General features: G+C 70.4%; 17 protein-coding genes and 2 pseudogenes. 13 read left to right on the forward strand and 6 right to left on the reverse strand.

What is annotated here, in order from left to right:
• Window positions 1-196 precede the first annotated feature (196 nt).
• Window positions 197-3,997: a GH92 family glycosyl hydrolase gene (locus ACSU6L_RS08765; RefSeq protein WP_437055215.1), complete on the forward strand. Its 3,801-nt coding sequence runs from the start codon at window positions 197-199 to the stop codon at window positions 3,995-3,997.
• A gap of 30 nt (window positions 3,998-4,027) precedes the next feature.
• The gene (locus tag ACSU6L_RS08770) at window positions 4,028-7,312 is read left to right on the forward strand and encodes a BTAD domain-containing putative transcriptional regulator (protein ID WP_437055217.1); all 3,285 of its coding nucleotides are present in this window, start codon (window positions 4,028-4,030) and stop codon (window positions 7,310-7,312) included.
• A 192-nt stretch (window positions 7,313-7,504) separates the two neighbouring features.
• On the opposite strand, the gene ACSU6L_RS08775 is transcribed toward ACSU6L_RS08770, so the two are convergent.
• Entirely contained in the window at window positions 7,505-8,965 is a 1,461-nt protein-coding gene (locus ACSU6L_RS08775; protein WP_437064819.1) for an MFS transporter, read from the reverse strand.
• Window positions 8,966-9,098: 133 nt separating this feature from the next.
• On the opposite strand from ACSU6L_RS08775, the gene ACSU6L_RS08780 reads away from it, so the two are divergent.
• The 6 genes from ACSU6L_RS08780 (at window position 9,099) to ACSU6L_RS08805 (ending at window position 14,490) form a co-directional block, all read left to right on the forward strand.
• Window positions 9,099-9,533 (forward strand): winged helix-turn-helix transcriptional regulator, encoded by a 435-nt coding sequence (locus tag ACSU6L_RS08780; protein ID WP_437055219.1) that lies wholly within the window; start codon window positions 9,099-9,101, stop codon window positions 9,531-9,533.
• A 388-nt stretch (window positions 9,534-9,921) separates the two neighbouring features.
• Window positions 9,922-10,260, forward strand: a complete 339-nt coding sequence (locus tag ACSU6L_RS08785; protein ID WP_437055221.1) for an antibiotic biosynthesis monooxygenase family protein — start codon at window positions 9,922-9,924, stop codon at window positions 10,258-10,260.
• Window positions 10,257-11,144, forward strand: coding sequence for an NAD(P)-dependent oxidoreductase (locus ACSU6L_RS08790; protein WP_437055223.1), 888 nt, complete (start codon window positions 10,257-10,259; stop codon window positions 11,142-11,144). The genes ACSU6L_RS08785 and ACSU6L_RS08790 overlap by 4 nt, the downstream gene beginning before the upstream one ends.
• The gene (locus tag ACSU6L_RS08795) at window positions 11,141-12,100 is read left to right on the forward strand and encodes an amidohydrolase family protein (protein WP_073939236.1); all 960 of its coding nucleotides are present in this window, start codon (window positions 11,141-11,143) and stop codon (window positions 12,098-12,100) included. The genes ACSU6L_RS08790 and ACSU6L_RS08795 overlap by 4 nt, the downstream gene beginning before the upstream one ends.
• Window positions 12,097-13,332: a cytochrome P450 family protein gene (locus ACSU6L_RS08800; RefSeq protein ID WP_437055225.1), complete on the forward strand. Its 1,236-nt coding sequence runs from the start codon at window positions 12,097-12,099 to the stop codon at window positions 13,330-13,332. The genes ACSU6L_RS08795 and ACSU6L_RS08800 overlap by 4 nt, the downstream gene beginning before the upstream one ends.
• A 312-nt stretch (window positions 13,333-13,644) precedes the next feature.
• Window positions 13,645-14,490 carry a hypothetical protein gene (locus ACSU6L_RS08805; RefSeq protein ID WP_437055227.1) on the forward strand — a complete coding sequence of 282 codons (846 nt, stop codon included), beginning with the start codon at window positions 13,645-13,647 and terminating at the stop codon, window positions 14,488-14,490.
• A 73-nt stretch (window positions 14,491-14,563) separates the two neighbouring features.
• Here ACSU6L_RS08805 and ACSU6L_RS08810 read toward each other — a convergent pair whose 3' ends face one another.
• The gene (locus tag ACSU6L_RS08810; protein WP_437055229.1) at window positions 14,564-17,374 is read right to left on the reverse strand and encodes an aconitate hydratase; all 2,811 of its coding nucleotides are present in this window, start codon (window positions 17,372-17,374) and stop codon (window positions 14,564-14,566) included.
• 208 nt (window positions 17,375-17,582) lie between these two features.
• Entirely contained in the window at window positions 17,583-18,416 is an 834-nt protein-coding gene (locus ACSU6L_RS08815; RefSeq protein WP_437055231.1) for an SDR family oxidoreductase, read from the reverse strand.
• A gap of 282 nt (window positions 18,417-18,698) precedes the next feature.
• On the opposite strand from ACSU6L_RS08815, the pseudogene ACSU6L_RS08820 reads away from it, so the two are divergent.
• The 3 genes and pseudogenes from ACSU6L_RS08820 to ACSU6L_RS08830 all read left to right on the forward strand — a co-directional run bounded on the left by ACSU6L_RS08820 (window position 18,699) and on the right by ACSU6L_RS08830 (window position 21,358).
• A pseudogene (locus tag ACSU6L_RS08820) lies at window positions 18,699-19,462 on the forward strand (IS5 family transposase).
• A 104-nt stretch (window positions 19,463-19,566) separates the two neighbouring features.
• Window positions 19,567-19,764, forward strand: a complete 198-nt coding sequence (locus ACSU6L_RS08825; RefSeq protein WP_073939240.1) for a DUF4236 domain-containing protein — start codon at window positions 19,567-19,569, stop codon at window positions 19,762-19,764.
• 64 nt (window positions 19,765-19,828) lie between these two features.
• Complete coding sequence (locus ACSU6L_RS08830) at window positions 19,829-21,358, forward strand: helix-turn-helix domain-containing protein (protein ID WP_073939241.1); 1,530 nt, start codon at window positions 19,829-19,831, stop codon at window positions 21,356-21,358.
• Window positions 21,359-21,444: 86 nt separating this feature from the next.
• On the opposite strand, the gene ACSU6L_RS08835 is transcribed toward ACSU6L_RS08830, so the two are convergent.
• Window positions 21,445-21,876, reverse strand: a complete 432-nt coding sequence (locus tag ACSU6L_RS08835; protein WP_437055234.1) for a hypothetical protein — start codon at window positions 21,874-21,876, stop codon at window positions 21,445-21,447.
• A gap of 582 nt (window positions 21,877-22,458) precedes the next feature.
• Window positions 22,459-22,980: a hypothetical protein gene (locus ACSU6L_RS08840; RefSeq protein ID WP_437055236.1), complete on the reverse strand. Its 522-nt coding sequence runs from the start codon at window positions 22,978-22,980 to the stop codon at window positions 22,459-22,461.
• Between the two features lie 653 nt (window positions 22,981-23,633).
• Between ACSU6L_RS08840 and ACSU6L_RS08845 the strand changes: the two are divergent.
• Together ACSU6L_RS08845 and ACSU6L_RS08850 are read left to right on the forward strand one after the other, a co-directional pair.
• A pseudogene (locus ACSU6L_RS08845) lies at window positions 23,634-24,205 on the forward strand (XRE family transcriptional regulator); the annotation flags it as partial.
• Window positions 24,202-24,672, forward strand: a complete 471-nt coding sequence (locus ACSU6L_RS08850) for an NUDIX hydrolase (RefSeq protein ID WP_437055238.1) — start codon at window positions 24,202-24,204, stop codon at window positions 24,670-24,672. The pseudogene ACSU6L_RS08845 and the gene ACSU6L_RS08850, both read left to right, overlap by 4 nt.
• A 49-nt stretch (window positions 24,673-24,721) precedes the next feature.
• On the opposite strand, the gene ACSU6L_RS08855 is transcribed toward ACSU6L_RS08850, so the two are convergent.
• Window positions 24,722-25,174: a hypothetical protein gene (locus ACSU6L_RS08855; RefSeq protein WP_437055240.1), complete on the reverse strand. Its 453-nt coding sequence runs from the start codon at window positions 25,172-25,174 to the stop codon at window positions 24,722-24,724.
• Window positions 25,175-25,248: the final 74 nt, after the last annotated feature.

Below are 25,248 nucleotides of genomic sequence, written 5' to 3' on the forward strand. Positions count from 1 at the left end.
TGGCCGTTTGTCTTTTCCGAGTTGAGACCTCCCGGAAATATGAGCCGCCGACGCGGTGTCCCGCCGAAAAAATCCGTGACACGCCCGCCGAATGACGCAGTCAACACCCTTGACAGCGCCCATCACTTGAGTCACAACTGACCTTGCGCCCCGAATCTGACAACGTTGTCCAGCGGCGCAGGGAGGGTGTTCGCGGATGCGACACGGATATCGGCACAGACGGAGCACGGCGGTCGTCGCGGCGGCCGCCTTCGCTCTGGCCATCGGCTCACCGGGTGCGGCGGTCGCCCTGCCGGCCGCCCCCACGGCCGCCGACCGGGAGTTCACCTCCTCCTTCGAGCCGGCGGACCCGGCACCGGACTGGCTGAACACACCCGACACCGCGCCGGACGGCACCCCGCGGACCTCGGGCGTCGACGGCGGTTACAGCAGCGGCATCCCCGGCAACGTCACCGACCGCGTCACGGACGTCCGCGCCAGCGGCGAGAACAGCGGCGGCGGCGAGGTGAAGGAGAACCTGACCGACGGCGAACCCGGCACCAAGTGGCTGGTCTTCGAGCCCGCCGGCTGGGTGGAGTTCGACCTGGACGCACCGGTCGGACTCAGGACGTACGCGCTCACCTCCGCCAACGACCACGCGGAACGCGACCCGGCCGACTGGACCCTGCGCGGCTCCACGGACGGCAAGGACTGGAAGACCCTGGACACCCGCACCGGCGAGTCCTTCTCCGAACGCTTCCAGACGAAATCGTACGACCTGGCCGAACCTGCTGAATTCCGGCACTTCCGGATCGACTTCACCAAGAACCACGAAGGCGGGCTGCTCCAGCTCGCCGACGTGCAGTTATCCACCGGGGGCGGCACCGGCCCGGTCCCCGAGCACATGCTGTCCCTGGTCGACCGCGGCCCCAGCGGCTCCCCCACCGCGAAGGCGGGCGCCGGCTTCACCGGCAAGCGAGCCCTGCGCTACGCCGGCCGGCACACGGCGGACGGGCGGGCGTACGCCTACCACAAGGTGTTCGACGTCGACGTGGCAGTCACCCGCGACACCCGGCTGTCGTACCGGGTCTTCCCGTCGATGGCCGACGGCGACCTCGACTACGCCGCCACGCACGTCTCCGTCGACCTGGCCTTCACCGACGGCACCTACCTCAGCGACCTGGGCGCCACCGACCAGCACGGATTCCGGCTCTCCCCGCGGGGACAGGGCGCCTCGAAGGTGCTGTACGTCAACCAGTGGAACGACGTGGTGTCGCGGATCGGCTCGGTGGCGGCGGGCCGGACCGTCGACCGGATCCTGCTGGCGTACGACGCCCCGAAGGGCCCGGCGCGGTTCCGTGGCTGGGTGGACGACGTGACCCTGGAGGCCGCGCCCCCGGAGCGGCCCCGGGCCCATCTGTCCGACTACGCGGTGACCACCCGCGGCACCAACTCCAGCGGTGCCTTCTCGCGCGGCAACACCTTCCCCGCGACCGCCGTGCCGCACGGCTTCAACTTCTGGACGCCGGTCACCAACGCGGGTTCGCTGAGCTGGCTGTACGACTACGCGCGGGCGAACAACGCGGACAACCTGCCCACGATCCAGGCGTTCAGCGCGAGCCACGAGCCGAGCCCGTGGATGGGCGACCGGCAGACCTTCCAGGTGATGCCGTCCGCGGCCGCCGGAACCCCCGACACCGGCCGCACGGCACGGGCGCTGCCGTTCCGGCACGAGAACGAGACCGCCCGACCGCACTACTACGGCGTCCGCTTCGAGAACGGCCTCAAGGCCGAGATGACCCCGACGGACCACGCGGCGATGCTGCGCTTCACCTATCCCGGTGACGACGCGAGCGTGCTGTTCGACAACGTCACGGACCAGGCGGGGCTGACCCTCGATCCCGCCGCCGGAACGGTCACCGGCTACTCGGACGTGAAGTCGGGCCTGTCGACCGGCGCCACCCGCCTGTTCTTCCACGGCGTCTTCGACAAGCCGGTGACGGAGGCGGCGGCTTCCGGCGTCAAGGGCCGGCTGCGGTTCGACGCGGGTGCCGACCGCACGGTGACCCTGCGCCTGGCGACCTCGCTGATCGGCGTCGAGCAGGCTAAGGACAACCTGCGCCAGGAGATCCCGGAAGGCACCTCCTTCGAGACGGTGAAGGACCGCGCCCGGCGCCAGTGGGACCGGCTGCTCGGCAAGGTGGAGGTCGAGGGCGCCACACCGGACCAGCTGACCACGCTGTACTCCAGCCTGTATCGCCTGTACCTGTACCCCAACTCCGGCTTCGAGAAGGTGGGTTCGACGTACAAGTACGCCTCGCCCTTCTCCCCCATGCCGGGTCCCGACACCCCCACCCACACCGGCGCCAAGATCGTCGAGGGCAAGGTGTACGTCAACAACGGCTTCTGGGACACCTACCGGACGACCTGGCCCGCGTACTCCCTGCTGACCCCGTCCCGGGCGGGCGAGCTGGTCGACGGGTTCGTGCAGCACTTCAAGGACGGCGGCTGGACCTCCCGCTGGTCGTCCCCGGGCTACGCCGACCTGATGACCGGCACCTCCTCGGACGTCGCGTTCGCCGACGCGTACGTCAAGGGCGTCGGCTTCGACGCCGAGGCGGCCTACGACGCGGCCCTGAAGAACGCGACGGTGGTGCCGCCCGCCTCGGGCGTCGGCCGCAAGGGCATGGCCACCTCGCCCTTCCTCGGCTACACCGCCACCGACACCCACGAGGGCCTGTCGTGGGCCCTGGAGGGCTACCTCAACGACTACGGCATCGCGAAGATGGGCCAGGCGCTGTACCGCGAGACCGGCGAGCGGCGCTACAAGGAGGAGTCGGCGTACTTCCTGGACCGCGCCCAGGACTACGTGAACCTCTTCGACACGAAGGCCGGGTTCTTCCAGGGCCGGACCCCGCGGGGCGACTGGCGGGTCGACTCCTCGGCGTACGACCCGCGCGTGTGGGGCCACGACTACACCGAGACCAACGGCTGGGGGTACGCCTTCACCGCCCCACAGGACAGCCGGGGCCTGGCCAACCTGTACGGCGGCAGGCAGGGTCTCGCCGACAAGCTGGACGAGTACTTCGCCACCCCGGAGACCGCGTCACCGGAGTTCGCGGGCTCCTACGGCGGTGTGATCCACGAGATGACGGAGGCGCGGGACGTCCGGATGGGCATGTACGGCCACTCCAACCAGGTCGCCCACCACGCGATCTACATGTACGACGCGGCCGGGCAGCCCTGGAAGACGCAGGAGAAGGTCCGCGAGGTGCTGTCGCGGCTGTACGTGGGCAGCGAGATCGGGCAGGGCTACCACGGCGACGAGGACAACGGCGAGCAGTCGGCCTGGTACCTGTTCTCCGCGCTCGGCTTCTACCCGCTGGTCATGGGCAGCGGCGAGTACGCCATCGGCTCCCCGCTGTTCACCAAGGTGACCGTCCATCTGGAGAACGGCCGGGACCTGGTGATCAAGGCGCCGCGGAACAGCGCGCGGAACGTCTACGTGCAGGGCGTGAGGATCAACGGCCACCGGTGGCAGTCGACTTCGCTCCCCCACAAGCTCATCGCGCGGGGCGGGGTCATGGAGTTCGACATGGGCCCGAGGCCGTCGGACTGGGGCACCGGCAAGCACGCGGCGCCGGTGTCGATCACCCGGGGCGACGAGATGCCGGCCCCGCGCTCGGACGCGCTGAGGCCCGGCGGTCCGCTCTTCGACGACACCTCTGCGACGCAGGCGCCCGTGACCACGGTGGACCTGCCGGTCGACGGGCGGGTGAAGGCCGTGCAGTACACCCTCACCTCCCCCGCCGACCACACCCGCGCCCCCACCGGCTGGACCCTCCAGGGCTCGGCCGACGGCACGGTCTGGGAGACGCTGGACGAGCGCTCGGCGGAGTCGTTCCGCTGGGACCGGCAGACCCGCGCGTTCTCCGTCCGGTCACCGGACGCGTACGCGCACTACCGTCTGGTCTTCGACGGTGAACCGGCCCTGGCGGAGGTGGAGTTGCTGGCCTGACCGCGTCGACCTGCGGGTTACTGTGGCGCCATGCGATTCGGGGTGCTGGGCCCGCTGGAAGTGCGCACGGCGACGGGGAGACCGGTCCGGGTGCCGGAGCTCAAGGTCCGCACCCTGCTGGCCGGTCTCATCGCCGACCCCGGCCGGGTCGTCCCAGCGGCCCGGCTGGTCGAGGCACTGTGGGCGGGAGCGCCGCCCGCCCGCCCCGCCGCCTCGTTGCAGGCGAAGGTCTCCCAGTTGCGCCGCGCCCTGGAGGACGCCGAGGAAGGCGCCCGCGACCTGGTCGTGCACCAGGCCCCCGGCTATGTGCTGCGAGCCGCGCCGGACGCCGTCGACGCGGAGCGGTTCCGGGCCCTGGTCGCGCACGCCCGCACCCTGGAGGACCCGCGGGCCAGGGCGGCGTCCCTCGCGGACGCGCTGGCGCTGTGGCGAGGGCCGGCGTTCGCGGACTTCGCCGGTGAACCCTTCGTGCGGGCCGCGGTCGCCGGGCTGGAGGAGGAACGGCTGACCGCGGTCGAGGAGCACCTGGAGGCGCGTCTCGACCTCGGTGAGCACGGCCTGCTGGTGGGTGAGCTCACGGCGCTGGTCGCCGCCCATCCGCTGCGCGAGCGGCTGCGGATGGCGCACATGCGCGCGCTGCACCAGCTGGGCCGGTCGGCGGAGGCGCTCGACAGCCACGCCGACCTGCGCCGCCGGCTGGCCGGCGAGCCGGGCCTGGCGCCCGGCGAGGCCATCGACGCGTTGCGGCAGGCGATCCTGCGCCGGGATCCCGCGCCGGGCGGCGCGGCGGCCCCGCCGGAGCCCGCGCCTCCGACACGGCCCCGCACCAACCTGCCGCTCGCCGCGGACGACCTGGTGGGGCGGGAGGACGCGGTGGCCGAGGGGCAGCGGCTCCTGGCCCGGCACCGGCTGGTCACGTTCACCGGGCCGGGCGGGGTCGGCAAGACACGGCTGGCCGTCGCGGCGGCGGCCGGGCTCGTCGGCGAGTTCCCGGACGGGGTCTGGCTGGTGCAACTCGCGGGGCTCGGGTCCGTCGACGAGACCCATGGGATCTGTCCGTCCCAGCAGGTGCTGGCCGCCCTCGACATCCGGGAGGGCCCCGGCAGCGCCGCGGCGGAGGCCGACGGCCAGGGGTGCCGGTCGGACCGGCGGCTGGAGGAGTTCGCGGCGTCCCGCCGGATGCTGCTCGTCCTGGACAACTGCGAGCACCTGGTGGACGACGTCGCGACGCTGGCGCGCCGGCTCCTGGAACGGGCACCCGGCGTCACCCTGCTGGCCACCAGCCAGGAGCCGCTGCGGGTGCCGGGCGAGACGGTGTGGCCCGTGCCCCCGCTGGAACTGCCGGACTCCGCGGAGCCGGACGCCCTGGAACGGTCCAGTGCCGTACGGCTGTTCGTCGAGCGGGCGCGGTCCGCCGACCCGTCCTTCGTCGTGGACGCCGGGACGGCTCCCGCCGTCGCCGCGATCTGCCGCCGCCTGGACGGGATCCCGCTGGCGCTGGAGCTGGCCGCCACCCGCGTGCGGGCGCTCGGCGCGCACCAGCTGCTGGAACGGCTCGACGACCGGTTCCGCGTCCTCAACTCCGGCTACCGGGGCGCCCCGCACCGCCAGCGGACGCTCCAGGCGACCCTCGAGTGGAGCTGGAGCCTGCTCACACCCGAGGAACGGACCCTGCTTCGGCGGCTGTCCGTGCACGTCGACGGCTGCACGCTGGAAGCCGCCGAAGAGGTCGGCGCGGGCGGCGAGTTGGCCGCCGCCGACGTGGTCGACGTCCTGGCCCGGCTGGTGGACCGGTCGCTGCTCGTGCGCGGCGACACCCCGTCCGGCATCCGGTACCGGATGCCGGAATCGGTGGCGGCGTACGCGCAGGCCCGGCTGGCCGAGTCGGGCGAGGCGGAGCGGCTGGCCCGGCGGCACGCCGCCCACTACGCCGGGCTGGCCGAGGAGGCCCGCCCGCACCTCGGCGGGCCCGAGCAGCGCCGGTGGCTGCGGCGGCTCTCGGCGGAGAGCGGCAACTTCCGGCGGACGCTCCGGGAACTGCGCGGGGCACGGTCGGCGGCGCCGGCCCTGCGACTGGTCAACGCGCTGGCCTGGTTCTGGATCCTGCGGGGCCGGCTCACCGAGGCCCATCGGGCGCTGTCCTCGGCTCTGGACACGGCGGTGCTGCGGCCCGGCCCCGAGGGGTCCGAGGCCGGGCTGCTGGTGGCCGAGGCCGCCGCTTGGCGTGACGGCGTACGGCTGCTGCTCGGCGAGCTCAAGCCGGAGGACCACGGCCCGGCCCCCGGCCAGGACACCGCTCCCACGGCCCGCACCCCGGGCCTCGCCCGCGCCAAGTGGTTCGTCGGTCACGCCCTGTGGGAGGTGGGCGCGCTCGCCGCGGCCGAGCGGCGGACCGACGGCGCCCTGGCCGACTTCCGGGCCCTGGACGACGCCTGGGGCATGGCCGCCGCGCTGAGCAGCCGGGCCGAACTGGCCATGACGCGCGGGGACCTGGCGAGCCTGCACGACGACGCGTCCGAGGCACGCGCCCGGTTCGTCCGGCTCGGCGACGCCTGGGGCGAGCTGAAGGCGGCGCAGGCGCTGGCCGCGCACGCCGAGATCGTCGCCGCGTACGAGCAGGCGGCCCGGCTGCACCGCGAAGGGCTGCTGATCGCGGAGTCCCTGGAGCTGTGGCCGGAGGTGTCGAGCCGGTTGACCGGCCTCGGCCGGATCGCGCTGCTGTCCGAACGCCACGACGAGGCGGACGCGTTCCACCGGCGGGCGCTGCGCCTGGCGGTGGAACAGGGCAACCAGCCTGCCGAGCAGATGGCCGAACTGGGGCTGGCACTCGGCGCCCGGCGCCGGGGCGACCTGGACGCGGCGGAGGCACACCTGCGGCCGTGGCTGGACTGGAACCGCAGCCGGGGCGCGGACATCGGCGTCGCGCTGATCCTGGCCGAACTGGGCTTCTGCGCGGAGCTGCGCGGCGACGCCGGGCGGAGCCTCGCCCTGCATCGCGACGGGCTCGCCGCCGCACTGGCCTCCGAGGACCCGCGTGCGGTGGCGCTCGCCCTGGAGGGCCTGGCCGGCGCCCATGCGCTGGGCGGCCGGCCGGCCAGGGCGGCCCGGCTGCTCGGCACCGCGGAGGCGACCCGGGAGCGCTCCGGCGCGCCGCTGCCCCCGGCGGAACAGGGCGATGTGCGGCGCGTGTCGTCGCGGGCCCGCGACGCGCTCGGCGCGGAGGCCTTCACGGCGGAGCACGCGGTGGGGCGCGCGGTGGATCACCGGGGGGCGGCGGACGCGGAGCTGGGCCGGGAGGCCGGCGGCCCGGCGTGAGGCGCACCGCCGGGCGCGACGGTCAGCGGTGGGCCACGTCCGTCCAGATGCGGCTGCTCAGGTCCGAGCCCCGCAGCACGTGGTACTCCGGGTGCGACGGGCCCGAGTTCCAGAAGTTCCGCGGGTCGTAGCCGACGCCGGCCGGGCTGCCCTTGTGAAGACGGCGTTCTGCCGGGGGCTCCAGAACGAGGGTCAGCGGGCGGAGTCGGTCGACTCCAGGGCGGGGTCGTACGCCGGGACGTCGTGTGCGGGGACGTCGTGCGCCCGGACGGGCTCCGTGGACGCCGTGCCGGGCTTGCGGCGCAGGCCGAACGCGCTGATCACGGTGGCGAGCGCGGCGGCGACCAGCGGGACGAGCAGGGCCGCGCGGTGACCGTCGAGGACGGCCTGGTCACTCGTGCCGTGGGTCGCCGCGGTGATGACGCTGGTGGCGGCGGAGAGGCCGAGGGCCGCACCGAACTGGAAGGAGGTGTACAGCAGTCCGCCGGCGACGCCCTGCTCCTCCTCCGCGACGCCCTCGGTGGCGACGATGGTCAGCGGGCCGTAGGCCAGCGAGAAGGCGAGGCCCAGGAGGATGAGGCTCGGGAACATCATCAGGTAGGTCCAGTCCGGCCCCAGCGGCAGCATCAGCGCGTAGGACAGCGTCGCCAGCAGCAGCCCGCCGAAGATGACCCGGGCGTTGCCGAACCGGCTCACCAGCCTCGGGGTGAGCGTGGGCGACAGGATCGCGTCGACCCCGATCACGATCATCGCGAAGCTGGTCTCCAGCGTCGACCAGCCGCGCAGCTCCCGCAGATAGAGCACGACGACGAACTGGAAGCCGAAGAACCCGGCGGCGAACAGCAGACCGGCGAGGTTGGAGCGGACCAGGCTTCCGCTGCGGAAGAGGCCGAGACGGACCAGCGGCTCGGCGGCCTTGCGTTCGATCAGCACGAACGCGAGGACCAGCAGCAGGCCCGCCGCGACGGTCAGCGCGGTCACGCCCGCCGGCTCGTGTCCGGCGCGCTCGACGGACACCACCAGGAGCAGGACGGCCGCGGTCACGCTGACCGCGCCGGCCACGTCCACCCGCCGGCCGGCGCGGCCGCCCGGCTCGGCCGGCCTGGGGATGAGGGCCGTGCCGACGACGAGGACGAGGAACGACAGGATCACCGGGGCGAAGAACACCCAGCGCCAGTCGACCGCGGCGAGCAGTCCGCCGACCACCAGGCCGACGGAGAAACCGCCGGCGGCGGTGCCCGAGTAGACGAGCAGGGCCTTGTTGCGCTGGGGGCCCTCCGCGAAGCTCGTGGTGATGATCGACAGGCCGGCGGGCGTCATGAAGGCCGCCGCCACACCGGTGACGAACCGGGCGACGATCAGCGTCCAGCCGTCGTCGGCGAGACCGCCCAGCCCGGAGAAGAGCAGGAAGACGGTCAGCCAGAACAGGAACATCCGGCGGCGCCCGAACAGGTCGGCGGCGCGTCCGCCGAGCAGCATGAAGCCGCCGTAGCCGAGGACGTAGGCGCTCATCACCCACTGGAGCATGCCGGTGGACAGCCCGAGGTCGGCGCGGATGGACGGCAGGGCCACGTTGAGCATGGCCACGTCGACGCCTTCGAGGAAGATCGCGCCACAGAGCACGAACAGCACGCCCCAGGCGCGCCCGGTCATACGGTCGGCGCCGCCGGCCTGAGGGGATTGCGTTGCGGACACGGAAACAACTCCCTGCTGGAGAAGTGGAGAAAACGAATGAAAGGCGGTTCCCACTTGTAACCACAGGAATTTTCAGGCAGGCTCGGCGACCATGGAAGAAGGCACTTTGAAGTCACCGACTCACTGCGCGGATACCGAGGGCGATTACGACGCTCTGCAGTGGGACACCCGGCAGGGCTGTGAGGTACGGCAGATCCTCGACCGCGTGGCGGACAAGTGGTCCCTGCTGGTGATCGCGCTGCTGGACCGCCGCAGGCTCCGCTTCTCGGAACTGCGCCGCCGGATCGACGGCATCAGCCAGCGCATGCTGACCGTCACCCTGCGCCAGCTGGAGCGGGACGGCCTGGTCAGCCGCACGGTGCACCCGGTCGTGCCGCCGCGCGTGGACTACGAGCTGACCCCCTTGGGGGCGACGCTGCACGACACCATCCGGAGCCTGGTGGTCTGGACGGAGGACCACCAGGACGAGATCGCCGCGGCACGCGCGGAGTACGACCGCCGGGCCGACCAGGCCATGGCGTCCTGACACACGCACACACATCAGGGCCGGACTCCCTCGGAGGTCCGGCCCTTTTCGATTACCGGTTGTCGACCTGCCGACAATTCACCCTTCGGGCGCCCTTCGGATTTCCTCTCGTTCCCCTTCGGATTTCCTTCGGACCCGCCTACGGACCCGCTTCGGATTTCCTTACGCATTCCCAAGAATTCCTTCTCGTCCGCCCCGGCGACCCAGGCACCGCCCCACCCCCGGCGAGACCGTCACGGGACGCCTCCGTCACTCACCCGAACGGCCCAACAGCGGAGCGTGACGCCCTTGTGGGGACTGGGTCGTCCCCCGTTCGGAGTTGCGTCCGCATGGGCGACATGAGTCGGTAGGTGTCGTGTCCTGCCGGATCTCACCTTCAGGAGGAGATATGGGCACCAAGCAGAACGGCCGTTCGGCCGAGAAGCTGTGCGTCGTCTTCACGGTCCGTGTGATCGAGGGCGGCGAGCAAGGGTTCCTGGACATGTACGACAAGATGCGGGAGTCCGTCTCCCGCACCCCCGGCCACATCGTCGAGCGGCTGGGCGAACCCGTGGACGACTCCCGTCAGTGGGTGATCACCAGCGAGTGGGAGACGCCGGAGCACTTCTTCGCCTGGCAGCAGAGCGACGAGCACCAGGCGCTGGTGGCCCCGCTGCGCCAGTGGGTCGACTCGACGCAGTCGCTGCGGTTCCGGATCGTCAAGGAGACTGCGGGGGTGGCGTCATGACGCACACGCCCCACGGCCCCGTCGCCGTACTCGGTCTGGGCAGCATGGGCACCGGCCTGGCCGCCCGCCTCCTCGACCAGGGAATTCAGGTGCGGGTTTGGAACCGTACCCCGGAGCGGGCCCAACCGCTCGCCGGCATGGGCGCCTTCACGGCCGCCCACCCCCGGGAAGCCGTCGAGGGGACGAGCGCCGCGGTGTGCACCCTCGCCGACGGTGAGGCCCTCGGCTCCGTGCTGCACGGTCCCGACGGCGTGCTGTCCCAGGGCCCGTACGAGGGCGTCCTGATCTGCGCCGGCACCGTGGGCCCGGACGAGGTCATGCAGATCGCCGGGGACGTCGCGTCGGTCCTGGACGTCGGCATGCTCGGCAACCGCGAGCACGCCCACGACGGCGAACTGCGCCTGTTCGTGGGCGGCGAGGAGCGGGTGTTCGAGTCGTGCCGGCCGCTGCTGGAGACGCTGGGCAAGGAGGTCGTCCATCTGGGCGCACTCGGGTCCGGCATGCGGATGAAGCTCCTCCTCAACCTGCTGATGGGTGTGGAGGTGCAGGCCATGGCCGAGGCCTCCGAGCTGGCGGCCGCCTGCGGGCTCGACCGGCAGCAGGTCCTCAAGACGATCGCGGGCAGCGGCTTCGCCTCGCCGGTCATGGCGTTCAAGTCCAGGCGGCTGGCCTCCGGACGCTTCGACGAGCCGGACTTCAAGCTGCGGCTCATGGCGAAAGACCTCATGCTCGCTTCCAAGCAGGCAGCAGCGTGCGGCCTGAACCTGCCACTGGCGGCGGCCGCGGCCGAGACCCATCGCCGGGCGAGTGAGCAGGGGCTGGGCGACGAGGACTGCGCCGCGATCGTCCGCGCACTGACACCCAACCGGGGAAACCACACATGATCATCGACATCCACGGGCACCTGTCCCCACCGGAGGCGGCGGAACGGTTCCCGATGCCCCCGAGCCTGACCGACGTCGACGGCATGCTCGCCGCCCGCGCCCAGGCCGGAATCGACCTCACCATCATCGGCAGCCCCGTGGGCGCCGGGGCGATGGCGCGGGTCCCGGGCGTCGACAACTACGCGCAACCACGTGACAGGCTGCGCGGCTTCCACGCCTGGATGTCGGGCCTGATCGCCAAGTTCCCGGACCAGTTGCGCGGGTACGTGTACGCCAACCCGTTCGGTGACGACGATCATCTGGAAGGGGTGCGGGAGACCCTGGAGGATCCCGCGTTCGTCGGCCTGATCACCACGTCCAGTGTGCACGGGGAGCTGCTGGGCTCCCCGCGCGCCGACTCCTTCTTCGCGCTGGCCGCGGAGGCGGGGGTGCCGGTCCTGGTGCACGCCCCGGCCGAACCGGCCGGCACGGAACGGGTCGACGACATCTCCTTCGTGGAGCAGATCGGCCGGTTCGGTGATCTCACCATCGGCATGGCCATGATCGCGTTCGCGGGATGGCTGGACAAGTACCCAGGTCTGCGGCTGATCGGCGCGACCGGCGGCGGCGCGATGGCGCTGTTGCCGGAGCGCCTGCAGACGGCGGCGCGCCCCCGGCACTGGGCCGGGGGGGCACCGCCCCCCGGTGGGGCCGCCGCCCCGCCATCGGCCGACCCCGCCGCGGCGCTCCAGCGCATGTACGTCGACACGAGCCCGTTCAGCCAGGCCCACCTGAACCTCAACGCGGAGGTACTGGGCCCCGAACGGATGCTCTTCGCGACCGACTCGCCGCCGATGGCGGCGCCGCTGGAGGACTTCGTCCGCATGATCGAGAAGCTGCCGATCGACAAGGCGTCCCAGCAGCGCATCCTCGGCGGCAACGCCGAGGCCCTCTTCGACCTGAGGAGTCGTCCGTGACCACCACCCAAGACGCCGTCACCGCGGCCGAGCGGTGCACTCCGGAGTACCGGCGCAACCCTCACGCGGTCTACGCCCAACTCCGGGAAGCGGCGCCGGTCTGCCCCATGAGACCGCCGCACGGCAACGAGACGTACCTGATCACACGGTACGAGGACGCGCGGGCCGCCCTGGCGGACCCGCGGTTGAGCAAGGACATGTACGGGGCCATGGACGCCTACCGGAGCATCTTCGGTGACTCGTCCGTGGCGCTGGACGACAACATGCTCAACTCGGATCCGCCCAAGCACACCCGGCTGCGCAAGCTGGTCAGTTCCGCGTTCACCCCGCGGCGCGTGGAGGCCCTGCGGCCGCAGATCGAGGCCGTCGTCAAGACGCTGATCGACGACTGCCCGGCCCGGGAGCCGTTCGACCTGCTGCCCGTCTTCGCGTTCCCGCTGCCGATCATCGTGATCTGCGACCTGCTCGGCGTGCCGCCGCTGGACCGGGAGCGGATGCAGCACCTGTCCACCACGGTGGCGCAGACAGGCTTCAGCGAGGAGGCCAAGCGGGCCCAGCAGCAGGCCGAACTGGATCTGCACGCGTTCTTCACGGACCTCGTGCGGACCAAGCGTGAGAACCCCGGTGACGATCTGATGAGCGCGCTCACCTCCGTGTGGGACAACGACGGCGGGCTCAGCGAGCACGAGCTGGTCTCCACGGCGTTCCTGCTGATGTTCGCCGGCCACAAGACGACCGCGTACCTCCTCGGCAACGCCGTCCACCATCTCCTGTCCCACCCCGCGCAGTTGCGCGCCGTGCAGCAGAACCCGGAGCTGGTGGGGCAGGCGGTCGAGGAGGTCCTGCGCTACGACGGTTCGGTGGAGAGCTCGACGTTCCGCTACGCGACCGAGGACGTGGAGTACTCCGGGACGCGCATCCCGAAGGGCTCGCTGGTCCAGATCGCGCTCAGTTCGGCCAACCGCGATCCGCTGAAGTTCGACCGCCCGGACGAGTTCGACGTGACGCGGAAGGGCGCCAACAACGCCCATCTCGGCTTCGGGCACGGCTCCCACTACTGCCTGGGCGCCCCGCTGGCCCGGGTGGAGACGGAGGCGGCCATCACCGGACTGTTCGGCCGGTACCCGAGGATGACCCTGGCGGACCCGGCCGCCGAGCCCCGGTGGCTGGAGGTTCCCTTCCCCGCCTTCCGCGGCCTCGAGGAGCTGAGGGTCGTACTCGACCCGAAGTGACCGACGACGGGCGGGCGCGGGAGCCGTACGGCGGCTTCCGCGCCTTCGGCGTGCCGGTTTCCGCGTCGTGCTCGGACGTCCGACGCCCTGCCCGGCTCCGCGGTGTGCCCGGGGCCGCGCGGCCCGGTTCGGAGCCCCGGGCGGCCGGACGGGTGGATCCGGTCCCTGTTCGGCCCAGTCCGCTTGGCGTGTCCCCTCGACCCGGGCGTTCTCTGGTAGCGCCGCTCGGAGAGATGGGCACCCGTTGCCAACGGGTGCCCAGGGGAGCGGATTCGTCCACGCGCGCATCGCGCATGAACCGAGGAGTCCTCGATGACGAGGAAGAGCACGCACCGCCCGACGGTCCTGGGGGCCCTGGCCGGTCTCGGCCTCACCCTGACCCTGCTGCCGGCCTCGCCGGCCCACGCGCAGACGTTCGTGCCCTGCAACAACATCACCGCGCTCAGGAACGCGATCACCGCCTCGAACGCGAGTGACGAGAACATAACCCTGGCGCCGTTCTGCACGTACACGATCTCGACGACCGTGTCGCCGGACAACGGTCTGCCGCAGGTCACGGGCTCGTACACCATCAACGGGTACAACACCACGGTCCGCCGCTCGGCGGCGGCGGGGACACCGGACTTCCGTGTCTTCGACGTCGAGGCGGGCGGCGACCTGACCCTGAACTCGATCCACGTCCGCGGGGGCAACGTGCCGGGCGACTCCGGCGGCGGCATCCGGGTCTCCGGCACCGGCAGCACCCTCACCGTCCAGAGCGGCAGCGTGCGGGACAACAACGCCGGGACCGGCGGCGGCATCCACACCCGCGACGGCGGCGCGGCCATCCTGAGCTACACCCTGGTCAGCGGGAACACCGCGACCGGCAGCGGCGGTGGCGGCGGCATCAGCCACGCCGGGTCCACGCTGCGGCTCAACATCAGCAGGGTCCAGGGCAACACGGCCGCTCAGGAGGGCGGCGGCCTGCGCGCCTCCGGGACGAGCACCGCGACGCTGGTGCAGAGCACGGTGACCGGCAACACCGCGAACGGCCTGCTGGGAGGCGGCGGCATATTCGAGGGCACGAGCAGCCAGGTGTCCCTGATCGGCGCCTCCGTCACCGGCAACGTTCCGAACGACTGCCGTCCGGCGGGAGCCGTTCCGGGCTGTGTGAACTGACCCGTCCCGGCACGGCGAAGGGCCGCACCCCCGTCACCGGGGGAGCGGCCCTCGAACGCCGTGCCGCAGAGGCTTACTTGCGGATCAGGCTGCGCAGCACGTACTGCATGATGCCGCCGTTGCGGTAGTAGTCGGCCTCACCGGGGGTGTCGATGCGGACGACCGCGTCGAACTCGACGCCGGTGTCGGTGGTGACCTTCACCGTGCGCGGGGTGGTGCCGTCGTTCAGCTCGGTGACGCCGGAGATGGAGAAGGTCTCCTCGCCGGTCAGGCCGAGGGACTCGGCGGACTGGCCCTCCGGGAACTGCAGCGGGAGGACGCCCATGCCGATGAGGTTGGAGCGGTGGATGCGCTCGTACGACTCGGCGATGACGGCCTTGACGCCGAGGAGGGCCGTGCCCTTGGCCGCCCAGTCACGGGACGAGCCGGAGCCGTACTCCTTGCCGGCCAGGACGACCAGCGGGATGCCCTGCTCGATGTAGTTGCGGGAGGCGTCGTAGATGAACGACACCGGACCGCCGTCCTGGGTGAAGTCGCGGGTGTAGCCGCCCTCGGTGCCCGGCGCGATCTGGTTGCGCAGGCGGATGTTGGCGAACGTGCCGCGGATCATGACCTCGTGGTTGCCTCGGCGGGAGCCGTAGGAGTTGAAGTCACGACGCTCCACACCGTGCTCGGTGAGGTACTGGCCGGCCGGGGTGTCGGCCTTGATGGCGCCGGCCGGGGAGATGTGGTCGGTGGTGACCGAGTCGCCCAGCTTGGCGAGGACGCGGGCGCCCGCGATGTCCTGGACCGGGGCCGGCTCCATCTCCATGCCCTCGAAGTACGGGGGCTTGCGGACGTACGTCGACTCGGTGTCCCACTCGAAGGTGTTGCCGGTCGGGACCGGGAGCGACTGCCACTGGGCGTCGCCGGCGAAGACGTCCTGGTAGGACTTGGAGAACATGTCCTCGCCGATGGCGTTGGCGACGACGTCATTGACCTCGGCCTCGGAGGGCCAGATGTCCTTCAGGAAGACCGGGTTGCCGTCCTGGTCGGTGCCCAGGGCGTCCTTGGTGATGTCCACCTTCATGGAGCCGGCGATCGCGTAGGCGACGACCAGCGGCGGGGACGCCAGGTAGTTCATCTTGACGTCGGGGTTGATACGGCCCTCGAAGTTCCGGTTGCCGGAGAGGACCGAGGTGACCGCGAGGTCGTTGTCGTTGACGGCCTTGGAGACCTCCTCCGGCAGCGGGCCGGAGTTGCCGATGCAGGTGGTGCAGCCGTAGCCGACGAGGTTGAAGCCGACCTTGTCGAGGTACGGGGTCAGGCCCGCCTTGTCGAAGTAGTCGGTGACGACCTTCGAACCCGGGGCGAGGGTGGTCTTGACCCACGGCTTGCGGGTCAGGCCCTTCTCCACGGCCTTCTTCGCGACGAGCGCGGCGGCGACCATGACGTACGGGTTCGAGGTGTTGGTGCAGGAGGTGATGGCCGCGACCGTCACCGCACCGTGGTCCAGCTCGTAGGTGGTGCCGTCGGGGGCGGTCACCTGGACCGGGTTGGACGGTACGGCACCGGTGCCCTGGCCGTGCTGCGGGGCACCGGCTCCGTTCTCCTGGTGGCAGTAGGCCGGGGCGTCGGAGGCCGGGAAGGACTCGGCGCTGGCCTCGTCGACCGGGGAGGCGGCGGCCTCCGGGGACTGCGCGACGGGGGCCTCGACGTAGTTGAGCACGTCCTTGGCGAACTGCTGCGCGGCGTCGGCGAGGACGATCCGGTCCTGCGGGCGCTTCGGGCCGGCGATCGACGGGACGACCGTCGACAGGTCCAGCTCCAGCTTCTCGGAGAAGTCCGGCTCGGCGGCCGGGTCCAGCCAGAGGCCCTGCTCCTTGGCGTACGCCTCGACCAGCGCGACCTGCTGCTCGGAGCGGCCGGTGAGCTTGAGGTAGTTCAGGGTCTCGCCGTCGATCGGGAAGATCGCGGCGGTGGAGCCGAACTCGGGCGACATGTTGCCGATGGTGGCGCGGTTGGCGAGCGAGGTGGCGGCCACGCCCTCGCCGTAGAACTCGACGAACTTGCCGACGACGCCGTGCTTGCGCAGCATCTCGGTGATGGTGAGCACCAGGTCGGTGGCGGTGGTGCCGGTGGGCAGCTCGCCGGTCAGCTTGAAGCCGACGACGCGCGGGATCAGCATGGAGACCGGCTGGCCGAGCATGGCGGCCTCGGCCTCGATGCCGCCGACGCCCCAGCCGAGGACGCCGAGGCCGTTGACCATGGTGGTGTGCGAGTCGGTGCCGACGAGGGTGTCGGGGTAGGCCTGGCCGCCTCGGACCATGACCGTACGGGCCAGGTGTTCGATGTTCACCTGGTGGACGATGCCGGTGCCCGGCGGGACGACCTTGAACTCGTCGAACGCGGTCTGGCCCCAGCGCAGGAACTGGTAGCGCTCCTTGTTGCGGCCGTACTCCAGCTCGACGTTCTGGCCGAAGGCGTCCGGCGTGCCGAACTTGTCGGCGATGACGGAGTGGTCGATGACCAGCTCGGCCGGGGCCAGCGGGTTGATCTTCGCCGGGTCGCCGCCCAGCTCCTTCACGGCCTCACGCATGGTCGCGAGGTCCACGACGCACGGAACACCGGTGAAGTCCTGCATGATCACGCGGGCCGGCGTGAACTGGATCTCCTGCGACGGCTGGGCCTGGGAGTCCCAGTTGCCGAGGGCACGGATGTGGTCGGCGGTGATGTTCGCGCCGTCCTCGGTGCGGAGCAGGTTCTCCAGCAGGACCTTCAGGCTGTAAGGCAGCCGGGCGGAGCCCTCGACCTTGTCAAGCCGGAAGATCTCGTACGACTCGTCGCCCACCTGCAGCGTGCTGCGGGCGTCGAAGCTGTTCGCCGACACGACAGTCTCCTTCATTGATGTGCGCGTTTCACCGCATCCTGCCGCCACGCCGTATTGGCCGATCCGCTAAGGTAAGGCTAAGTTAGGTAACCCTTACCGTCAGACTCGTCAGCGGCGTGCGGCGGCAGTGCGCCTCGGCAGATATCTCGATGTCGAGATAACTCTAGTACATGGGGGCCGGATGGTCATGCCCTGACCCCACCGAAGCACCACGCCGCCCCGATCAGCAGAACGCCGCGCGCTGCCCGGCCGCCCACTCGCGGAAGGTCCGGGCGGGCGCGCCGGTGATCCGCGGCACCGTGTCGCGCACCCTGACCAGATCGTCGGTGAGGTGCCGGCCAGTGAGGTCGAGGACGCCGGCCGCGCCGCCCTCGCCGATCAGCGCCGACAGCTCCCGGCGCGCCTCCTCGGGATCGGTCCGCACGACGCCGACGTCCCGGCCGAGCACGACGGAGAGGGCGGCGGCCTGCTCCCGGGGCGTGACCCGCTCCGGCCCGGTCACCTCGTACACCCGTCCCGCGTGGCCCGGCTCGGTCAGCGCCACGCGGGCGACGGCGGCGACGTCGGCGGGCTGGACGGCCGGCAGGCCGACGTCGGGGTACGGCACGCGCACCACGCCCTCCGCCCGGATCGAGTCCGCCCACCACAGCGCGTTCGAGGCGAACCGGGTCGGCCGCAGGACCGTCCACGCCATGCCGCTGTCCCGCAGCAGCCGCTCGGCGGCCAGATGCCCGGCCACGGCACGCAGACGAGGGTGCGTACCCACCGCGAGGGACGAGACGAGCACCACGTGCCCGACACCCGCCTCCCGGGCCGCCGCGAGCAGGTCCGCCTCCGCACCGTGACCGGAGAGCAGGAAGAGCGCGCGCGCCCCTTTCAGCGCGGGCGCGACCGAGCCGGGGTCCGCGAGGTCGCCCTCGAACACCTCCACACCCTCCGGGAGACCGGCCCGCGCCGGTTCGCGACTCAGCGCGCGGACCGGCAGGGCGCCGTGGCGGTACAGGTCCGACACGAGGGGACAGCCGATGTTTCCGGTGGCACCGGTGACGAGAATCATGCGGCGGACGCTAGGGGGCGTCTCGCCGATCATGCCGGGCTCGCGGCGCCTGGCACCGCGCCTCGCCGCGTTGTCGTCGGTCCCCGATGCGCCGCATCGGCTCCCTCCTCCGCCTTGCGATGCACGGCACCAGACGCCGCTCCCTGATCCGGCCTGATCGACGAGACACCCCCTAGGTCGTGTCCGCAAAGTGGTTGGCGCGTTGGTCTGTTCGTGGTGCGTCGTCACGAGCTGACTGATCAGGCATGGGCGGTCATTGAGCCGTTGCTGGCTCCGTCGCGGATGGGCCGCCCGGCCCGCGACCGGCGGCAGGTCCTCAACGGCATCCTGTGGAAGCTGTCCACGGGGGCGGCCTGGCGGGACCTGCCCGAGCGTTACGGGCCGTGGAAGACGGTCTACGAACGCTTCCGCCGCTGGTCGGCCGACGGCACCTGGGACCGGCTGCTGGCCCACGTCCAGCAGCACTCGGATGCCGTCGGTGCCGTTGACTGGACGGTCGTGTGTGTCGACTCCACGACCGTGCGGGCTCACCAGCACGCGGCCGGGGCGCGAAAAGGGGGCTCTGGCCGGGTGAGGCGATCGGCCGGTCCCGCGGCGGGCTGACCACGAAGATCCACCTCGCCTGCGACGGCGAGGGCAGGCCACTGGCCTTCACCCTGACCGCCGGGAACGTCAACGACTGCACCCAGTTCGAAGCGGTGATGGCCCGCATCCGCATCGGGCGGTGCGGGCCCGGCCGTCCTCGCACCCGACCCACCCTGGTCGTCGCGGACAAGGGGTATTCGTCCACGAAGATCCGCTCCTACCTGCGCAGGCGCGGCATCAAAGCCGCCATTCCGGAGCGGATCGACCAGATCAACGGCCGCATCCGACGCGGAGAGAGCAGATGCCGGCTTGACCGGGCCGCCTACCGGCGCCGCAACACCGTCGAGCGCTGCTTCAACAAGCTGAAGCACAACAAAGCCCTGGCGACCCGCTACGACAAACGCGCCCGTCACTACCAAGCCCTGGTCACCATCGCGTGCCTGCGACTCTGGCTGCCGTGACATGCGGACACGACCTAGGACCTCAACCGAACTCGAGCTCAACGGAAAGGGCTTGGAGCCCGGACGCGGGGTACCCGAAGGGCGGACGAGCGAAAGGAGGCATTATGCCCCTCACCTTCCGCAAGAGCATCCGCATCCTGCCCGGCGTGCGCCTGAACATCAACCGTCGCTCCTGGTCCCTCACCACGGGCGGCCGGAACGGCCCCCGCCGCACCTACAGCAGCACCGGACGTCGTACGACATCGGTGGATTTGCCCGGACCTTTCGGGTGGCGCCGGACGCGTACCACCAGGCGACGTTGACGAAACGTCACCCGAATGGCCCCCGAGGGATGTGCCATCTCATATCTGAGATAACCTCAGCCTCATGGCAGACGACTACCTCGTACGCATCGGCAAGCTCATCCGTGACGCCCGGCAGCACCGGGGCTGGACGCAGTCGCAGCTTGCCGAGGCGCTCGGCACCTCGCAGAGCGCCGTCAATCGCATCGAGCGCGGTAACCAGAACATCAGTCTTGAGATGATCGCCCGCATCGGAGAAGCCCTGGACAGCGAAATCGTCTCGCTGGGCTACGCCGGTCCGATGCACCTCAGGGTGGTGGGCGGCCGCCGGCTGTCCGGCGCCATCGATGTGAAGACGAGCAAGAACGCGTGCGTGGCCCTGCTGTGCGCCTCGCTGCTCAACCAGGGGCGCACGGTACTGCGCCGGGTCGCCCGCATCGAGGAGGTGTACCGCCTGCTGGAGGTCCTGAACTCCATCGGCGTGCGCACCCGCTGGATCAACAACGGCGTCGACCTGGAGATCGTGCCGCCGGCCGGTCTCGACCTGGACTCCATCGACGCGGAGGCGGCCCGCCGCACCCGCTCGATCATCATGTTCCTCGGCCCGCTGCTGCACCGCCTGGACCGCTTCAAGCTGCCGTACGCCGGCGGCTGCGACCTCGGCACCCGGACCATCGAACCGCACATGATCGCGCTGCGCCGGTTCGGCCTGGAGGTCGCCGCGACCGAGGGCCAGTACCACGCCATGGTGGACCGCGGCGTGCGCCCCGACCGCCCGATCGTCCTGACCGAACGCGGCGACACGGTCACCGAGAACGCGCTGCTGGCCGCCGCCCGGCACGACGGCGTCACCGTCATCCGCAACGCCTCCTCCAACTACATGGTCCAGGACCTGTGCTTCTTCCTGGAGGCCCTGGGCGTGAAGGTGGAGGGCGTCGGCACCACCACGCTCACCGTGTACGGCATGCCGGAGATCGACGTGGACGTCGACTACTCCCCCTCCGAGGACCCGGTCGAGGCGATGAGCCTGCTCGCCGCCGCGGTCGTCACGGAGTCGGAACTGACGGTGCGCCGGGTCCCCATCGAGTTCCTGGAGATCGAGCTGGCGGTCCTGGAGGAGATGGGCCTCGACCACGACCGCACGCCCGAGTACTTCGCCGACAACGGCCGCACCCGCCTGGTGGACCTGACCGTACGCCCCTCCAAGCTGGAGGCGCCCATCGACAAGATCCACCCCATGCCGTTCCCCGGCCTGAACATCGACAACGTCCCGTTCTTCGCGGCCATCGCGGCGACCGCGCAGGGCAAGACCCTCATCCACGACTGGGTCTACGACAACCGCGCGATCTACCTGACCGACCTCAACCGCCTCGGCGGCCGCCTCCAGCTCCTCGACCCCCACCGCGTCCTGGTCGAGGGCCCCACCCGCTGGCGCGCCGCCGAGATGATGTGCCCACCGGCCCTGCGCCCCGCCGTGGTCGTCCTGCTGGCGATGATGGCGGCGGAGGGGACGTCCGTACTGCGGAACGTGTACGTCATCAACCGGGGTTACGAGGATCTGGCGGAGCGGCTGAACTCGATCGGGGCGCAGATCGAGATCTTCCGGGACATCTGAGGGGCGGGCAAGGCTGTCGCGGAACCCTCCGCCGCGCCGACCGGCACTCCCGCGAACCCGGGAGACGTGCGGCGGAGGACGCCCCGTCAGATACGCCGGAGGTGGACGGTCCCGCCGAAGCGCTTGCCGAGCCAGATCTTCTCGTCGGCGCCGGTCCCGGCGAGCCGCGGGTTGTCGTAGGTGCGGGTGCCGCTGCCGCCCGGGTTGACGGTGACGGTGACACCTTCGAGGCACCAGTCGTCGTCGTTGTCGTTGCCCTCGAAGCGGAGGTAGACGGGGTACCGGTCCGCGTCGTCGGTGTCGAGGCGGGGCCGGCGCGGGTCGTTGCGCGCGGCGTCGAGCACGTTGGCTCCGTCGCCGAAGACGTAGGTGTAGTTGTCGCCGGGTTCGAAGTCGTTGCGGGAAGAGTCCACATGGAGCTCCCGGCCGGCGATCCCGACGTACACGAAGCCGTTGGTGCCGGCACCCGTCTCGTCCGCCGTCCACAGCTTGACGCTGACCTTGGTGATGTCCGTCATCTTCTCCTCCACACAGGAGACGCGACCCGCCTCCGCGCGGGCCGCGCGGAACCTGACGGCGGATCTGATCGACGACGCAGCCGTACGACCGCGCTGACATTAAGTGTTCAGATGACTGCTGTGTGTAATCAAGGCTTGTCCGCTACGGCGCGGAGCGCACCGAGGCGTAAACCCCGGGCGGCCCCGCGGGCAGGGGCCAGGACAGGCGCCCTGGGTACAGACGTGAAACTGGGCGCGAGCCGGTCATTTCATATCGCCGCTGAACCTCGCCGCATCGAGTAGTTCACCACTCCGCGCGCCCGGTCCCCCAGCCGTCGAGTTCGCCGCGATCAGTTCCCCTGCAACGGGGGTGAACACGACGAGCACGGCGACAGCGTCCGGACATGGCCTGGAACGGCCGGCGAGCGAGAGTGGCAGGTGGCCTCGACCGGCATGAACTCACAGTGCAGTGGCGGGAACTGCTGAACACTCCACCGCCGCTGAGCCCACCGCCGCCGGCGCACCACAAGCGCAACAGCTCAGGACGGAACGACGGGAAAGGCGGCCGAGCCCGAAGAGAATCACGCCACTTGCCGGGTGAAATCAGGACTCGTGCTCCGCCTGGCGCGCTGCTTCAATGAATGAGTCGATTGAGGACAAGTAGGCGTTCATGGCCCGGCGGAAGCTTTCGGCCTCGCGTATGTCCGCCTCGACGGCGACGAGACGAATGTAAGCCCCACCGGAGGCCGTGTGGACAGCGTGCGCCGCTGCTATCGGCTCGGGGTCACACTCCAGAGAGACGACAGCCAGGGCACGCAGAAAGGGCCCGTAGGAGTCACGGAGTTGATCGCGAAGCTCTGTGATGGATGCCGATCTAGCCTCTTCGTTCTCCACCTCCAGGAACTTGGGGATCCTGCGGTACAGGATCCCCATCTGATTGGCCTGCTGGATGAAGTCGAGCTGCGTGGCTCTGCGTGCCTCGCGTACCCGAGCGATGTGCGCGGCTTCGGCGACAGCCTGTGCCTGAATGCGAGCAGCTTGCGCGTTGCCCCTGCTGGTCACCCAGCTGGCGATCACCGCTGTAGCCGCGGTCAGTAGAGCCGCCCACAGAGCGCCGGTATCCATGCGCACAGTTTGTGCGACACCGGCTCACTTGCCCAGAGTCCGCTTGGGAAGCCCGCATCGAGACCACGCGCCGGATGTACGGACTCGCGTACGCATGGAGCCTTCATGCCGTCGGCCGTGAGCCCTACCCCGATGCTTGATTGGAAGCGCATTCTGGGTTCCGGTCCTTGAAGCAAACACCCGGGGGTGGACGGTGGGTGATTGGAAGCAAGGAAAGTGCGGATGGCCAACTGCAGCAGGTGGCCGCTGCCAGAACAAGACGATGAAGGGCACCTCGCGCTGCTACCTGCATCAAGGTGACTGGACGAAACGCGGCCAGGCCGAGCTGAAAAAGAAGGCGAGCAGGCGCCGCAGGAAGTGAGCTCCTTGCCGTGCCGGTTGCAACCGTCGGTGGTGGCTCGCACCGGAAGCGCACCAGAGGCGAGGGGCCCAGCGTGGAACGGCGGGCAATGCAACCCGGCCCGCCGTAACCCCGCTGGCTCGTTCGCCCCCAGGGCCATCGACCCGGGTTTTGGTTGCCGGCCCTGGTGAGCGTTGCCGCACCAGGACCGCACCACTCAGTCGTCGGCGGCCCCAGGCGCAGGTCGTCCTTGCCGAACCCCGGGCCCGCGCCGCGCCTGCCGGTACTCGTCGTGGAGCTGGGCGCCTATCGCGCCTTATGGCCGGCACTACGGCAGGCGCAAGCGGCGCGGGCGGTGAGCCCTGAACTCGTCGCTCTCTACGGCCACCGGGCGGACCTGCCGGTGTCCGTGTTCGTCAACCTCCTGGCATTGGCGCGGGAACGCATCGACATCCTGGTATACGCCGCGGTGTTCCTGCACGAGGCGTACCCCCGCTTCAATGAACTCTTGCGGGAACGGGCTGAGGCCGGCTGTGCGGTGCGCATCGCACTGGGCGACGCCGACTCTCCGAACGTCCGCCAGCGAGGCAAGGAGAGCAGTTCGGCCACGGAATCGAGTCCCGGTGCCGACTGGTGTTGTTGCACTGCCGACCGCTCCTGGCAGTGCAGAAAATCGAAGTGCGCACGCACGCTACGACTCTTTACAACAGCCTGTACCGCGCCGATGACCAGATACTGGTCAACGCCCACGTGTTCGGGACGAATGCCTACCGTGCCCCTGTGTGGCATCTGCGCCGCAACGACCCAGGTGGCATGTTCGACACGTACGCCGACAGCTTCGAGGCCGTGTGGCAGACCGCCCGGCCCGTGGAGGAAGCCCAGTGACCCGCACTGAGTACTACGACGACCCGAACGCCCCGAAGCCGAACAGCCTCGTTGTCGCGGCCTCGGCCGTGGTCACCGACGATCAGGGCCGCATCCTGGTCCAGCGCCGCCGCGACAACGGCCTGTGGGCCCTGCCGGGCGGCGGCATGGACATGGACGACTCATTGCCCGGCTGCGCCGTTCGGGAAGTCAAGGAAGAGACCGGCTACGACATCGAGATCACGGGGCTTGTCGGCACATACACAGATCCGCGCCACGTCATCGCCTACGGCGACGGCGAAGTACGCCGCCAGTTCAACATCTGCTTCCGGGCCCGCATCGTCGGAGGGCAACTGACCATCTCGGACGAGTCGACAGAGGTCCGCTTCGTCGCGCCGTCACACCTTGACGAGCTGCCCATGCACCACACGCAACGCTTGAGACTCCGACATTTTCTGGAGAACTCGCCGACGCCCTACCTCGGATAGGAGACATGCGATCGGGCACGCCGATTAACCCGCTGGAGCAAGTCTGCTGCTACACAAGCTCGAACCTGACCGGCGCCACGGATGGTATGGAGATTGTGTCGCCCTCAGCGAGACCTTGAGGGTCCTCGTAATCGACGGGTAGCACGATCAACATCGTGTGCGGACGCGGCAGCCACCCAACATCTTGAGGCGGATCGCAATACCCGATGTCGATCACCCGTACCAACTGCTCGGGAATACCCACGCCGCAGCTGTCGCCCGCAGATAGCGTCCAGGGGGCAGGATCGGTCTGGAAGAGGCTGAGCCGAGACTCGAAGGAGCCTTGCTTGCGCGGTATGGCGTACTGTCCGTTCCATTGGATTTCAGAGTCAGGATCGATCTGCTCCCATGGCCAGATGATGGACACGTCCCAGTCTGAGACCTTGACCGCCCGTGTAGGGGTGAAGGCACAGCTGACACGCAAGATGTCACCCACCTTGATCGTCTCATCGTTCATGATCACCTCTGTCGCTCCCTGGCACGTGTGAACCGCACCGTAACGCGCGGTGGGCATGGAGCGGCTTCGGGCGGGAGCTG

The sequence above is a fragment of the Streptomyces sp. enrichment culture genome, from assembly GCF_964272855.1.
Taxonomy (GTDB): domain Bacteria; phylum Actinomycetota; class Actinomycetes; order Streptomycetales; family Streptomycetaceae; genus Streptomyces.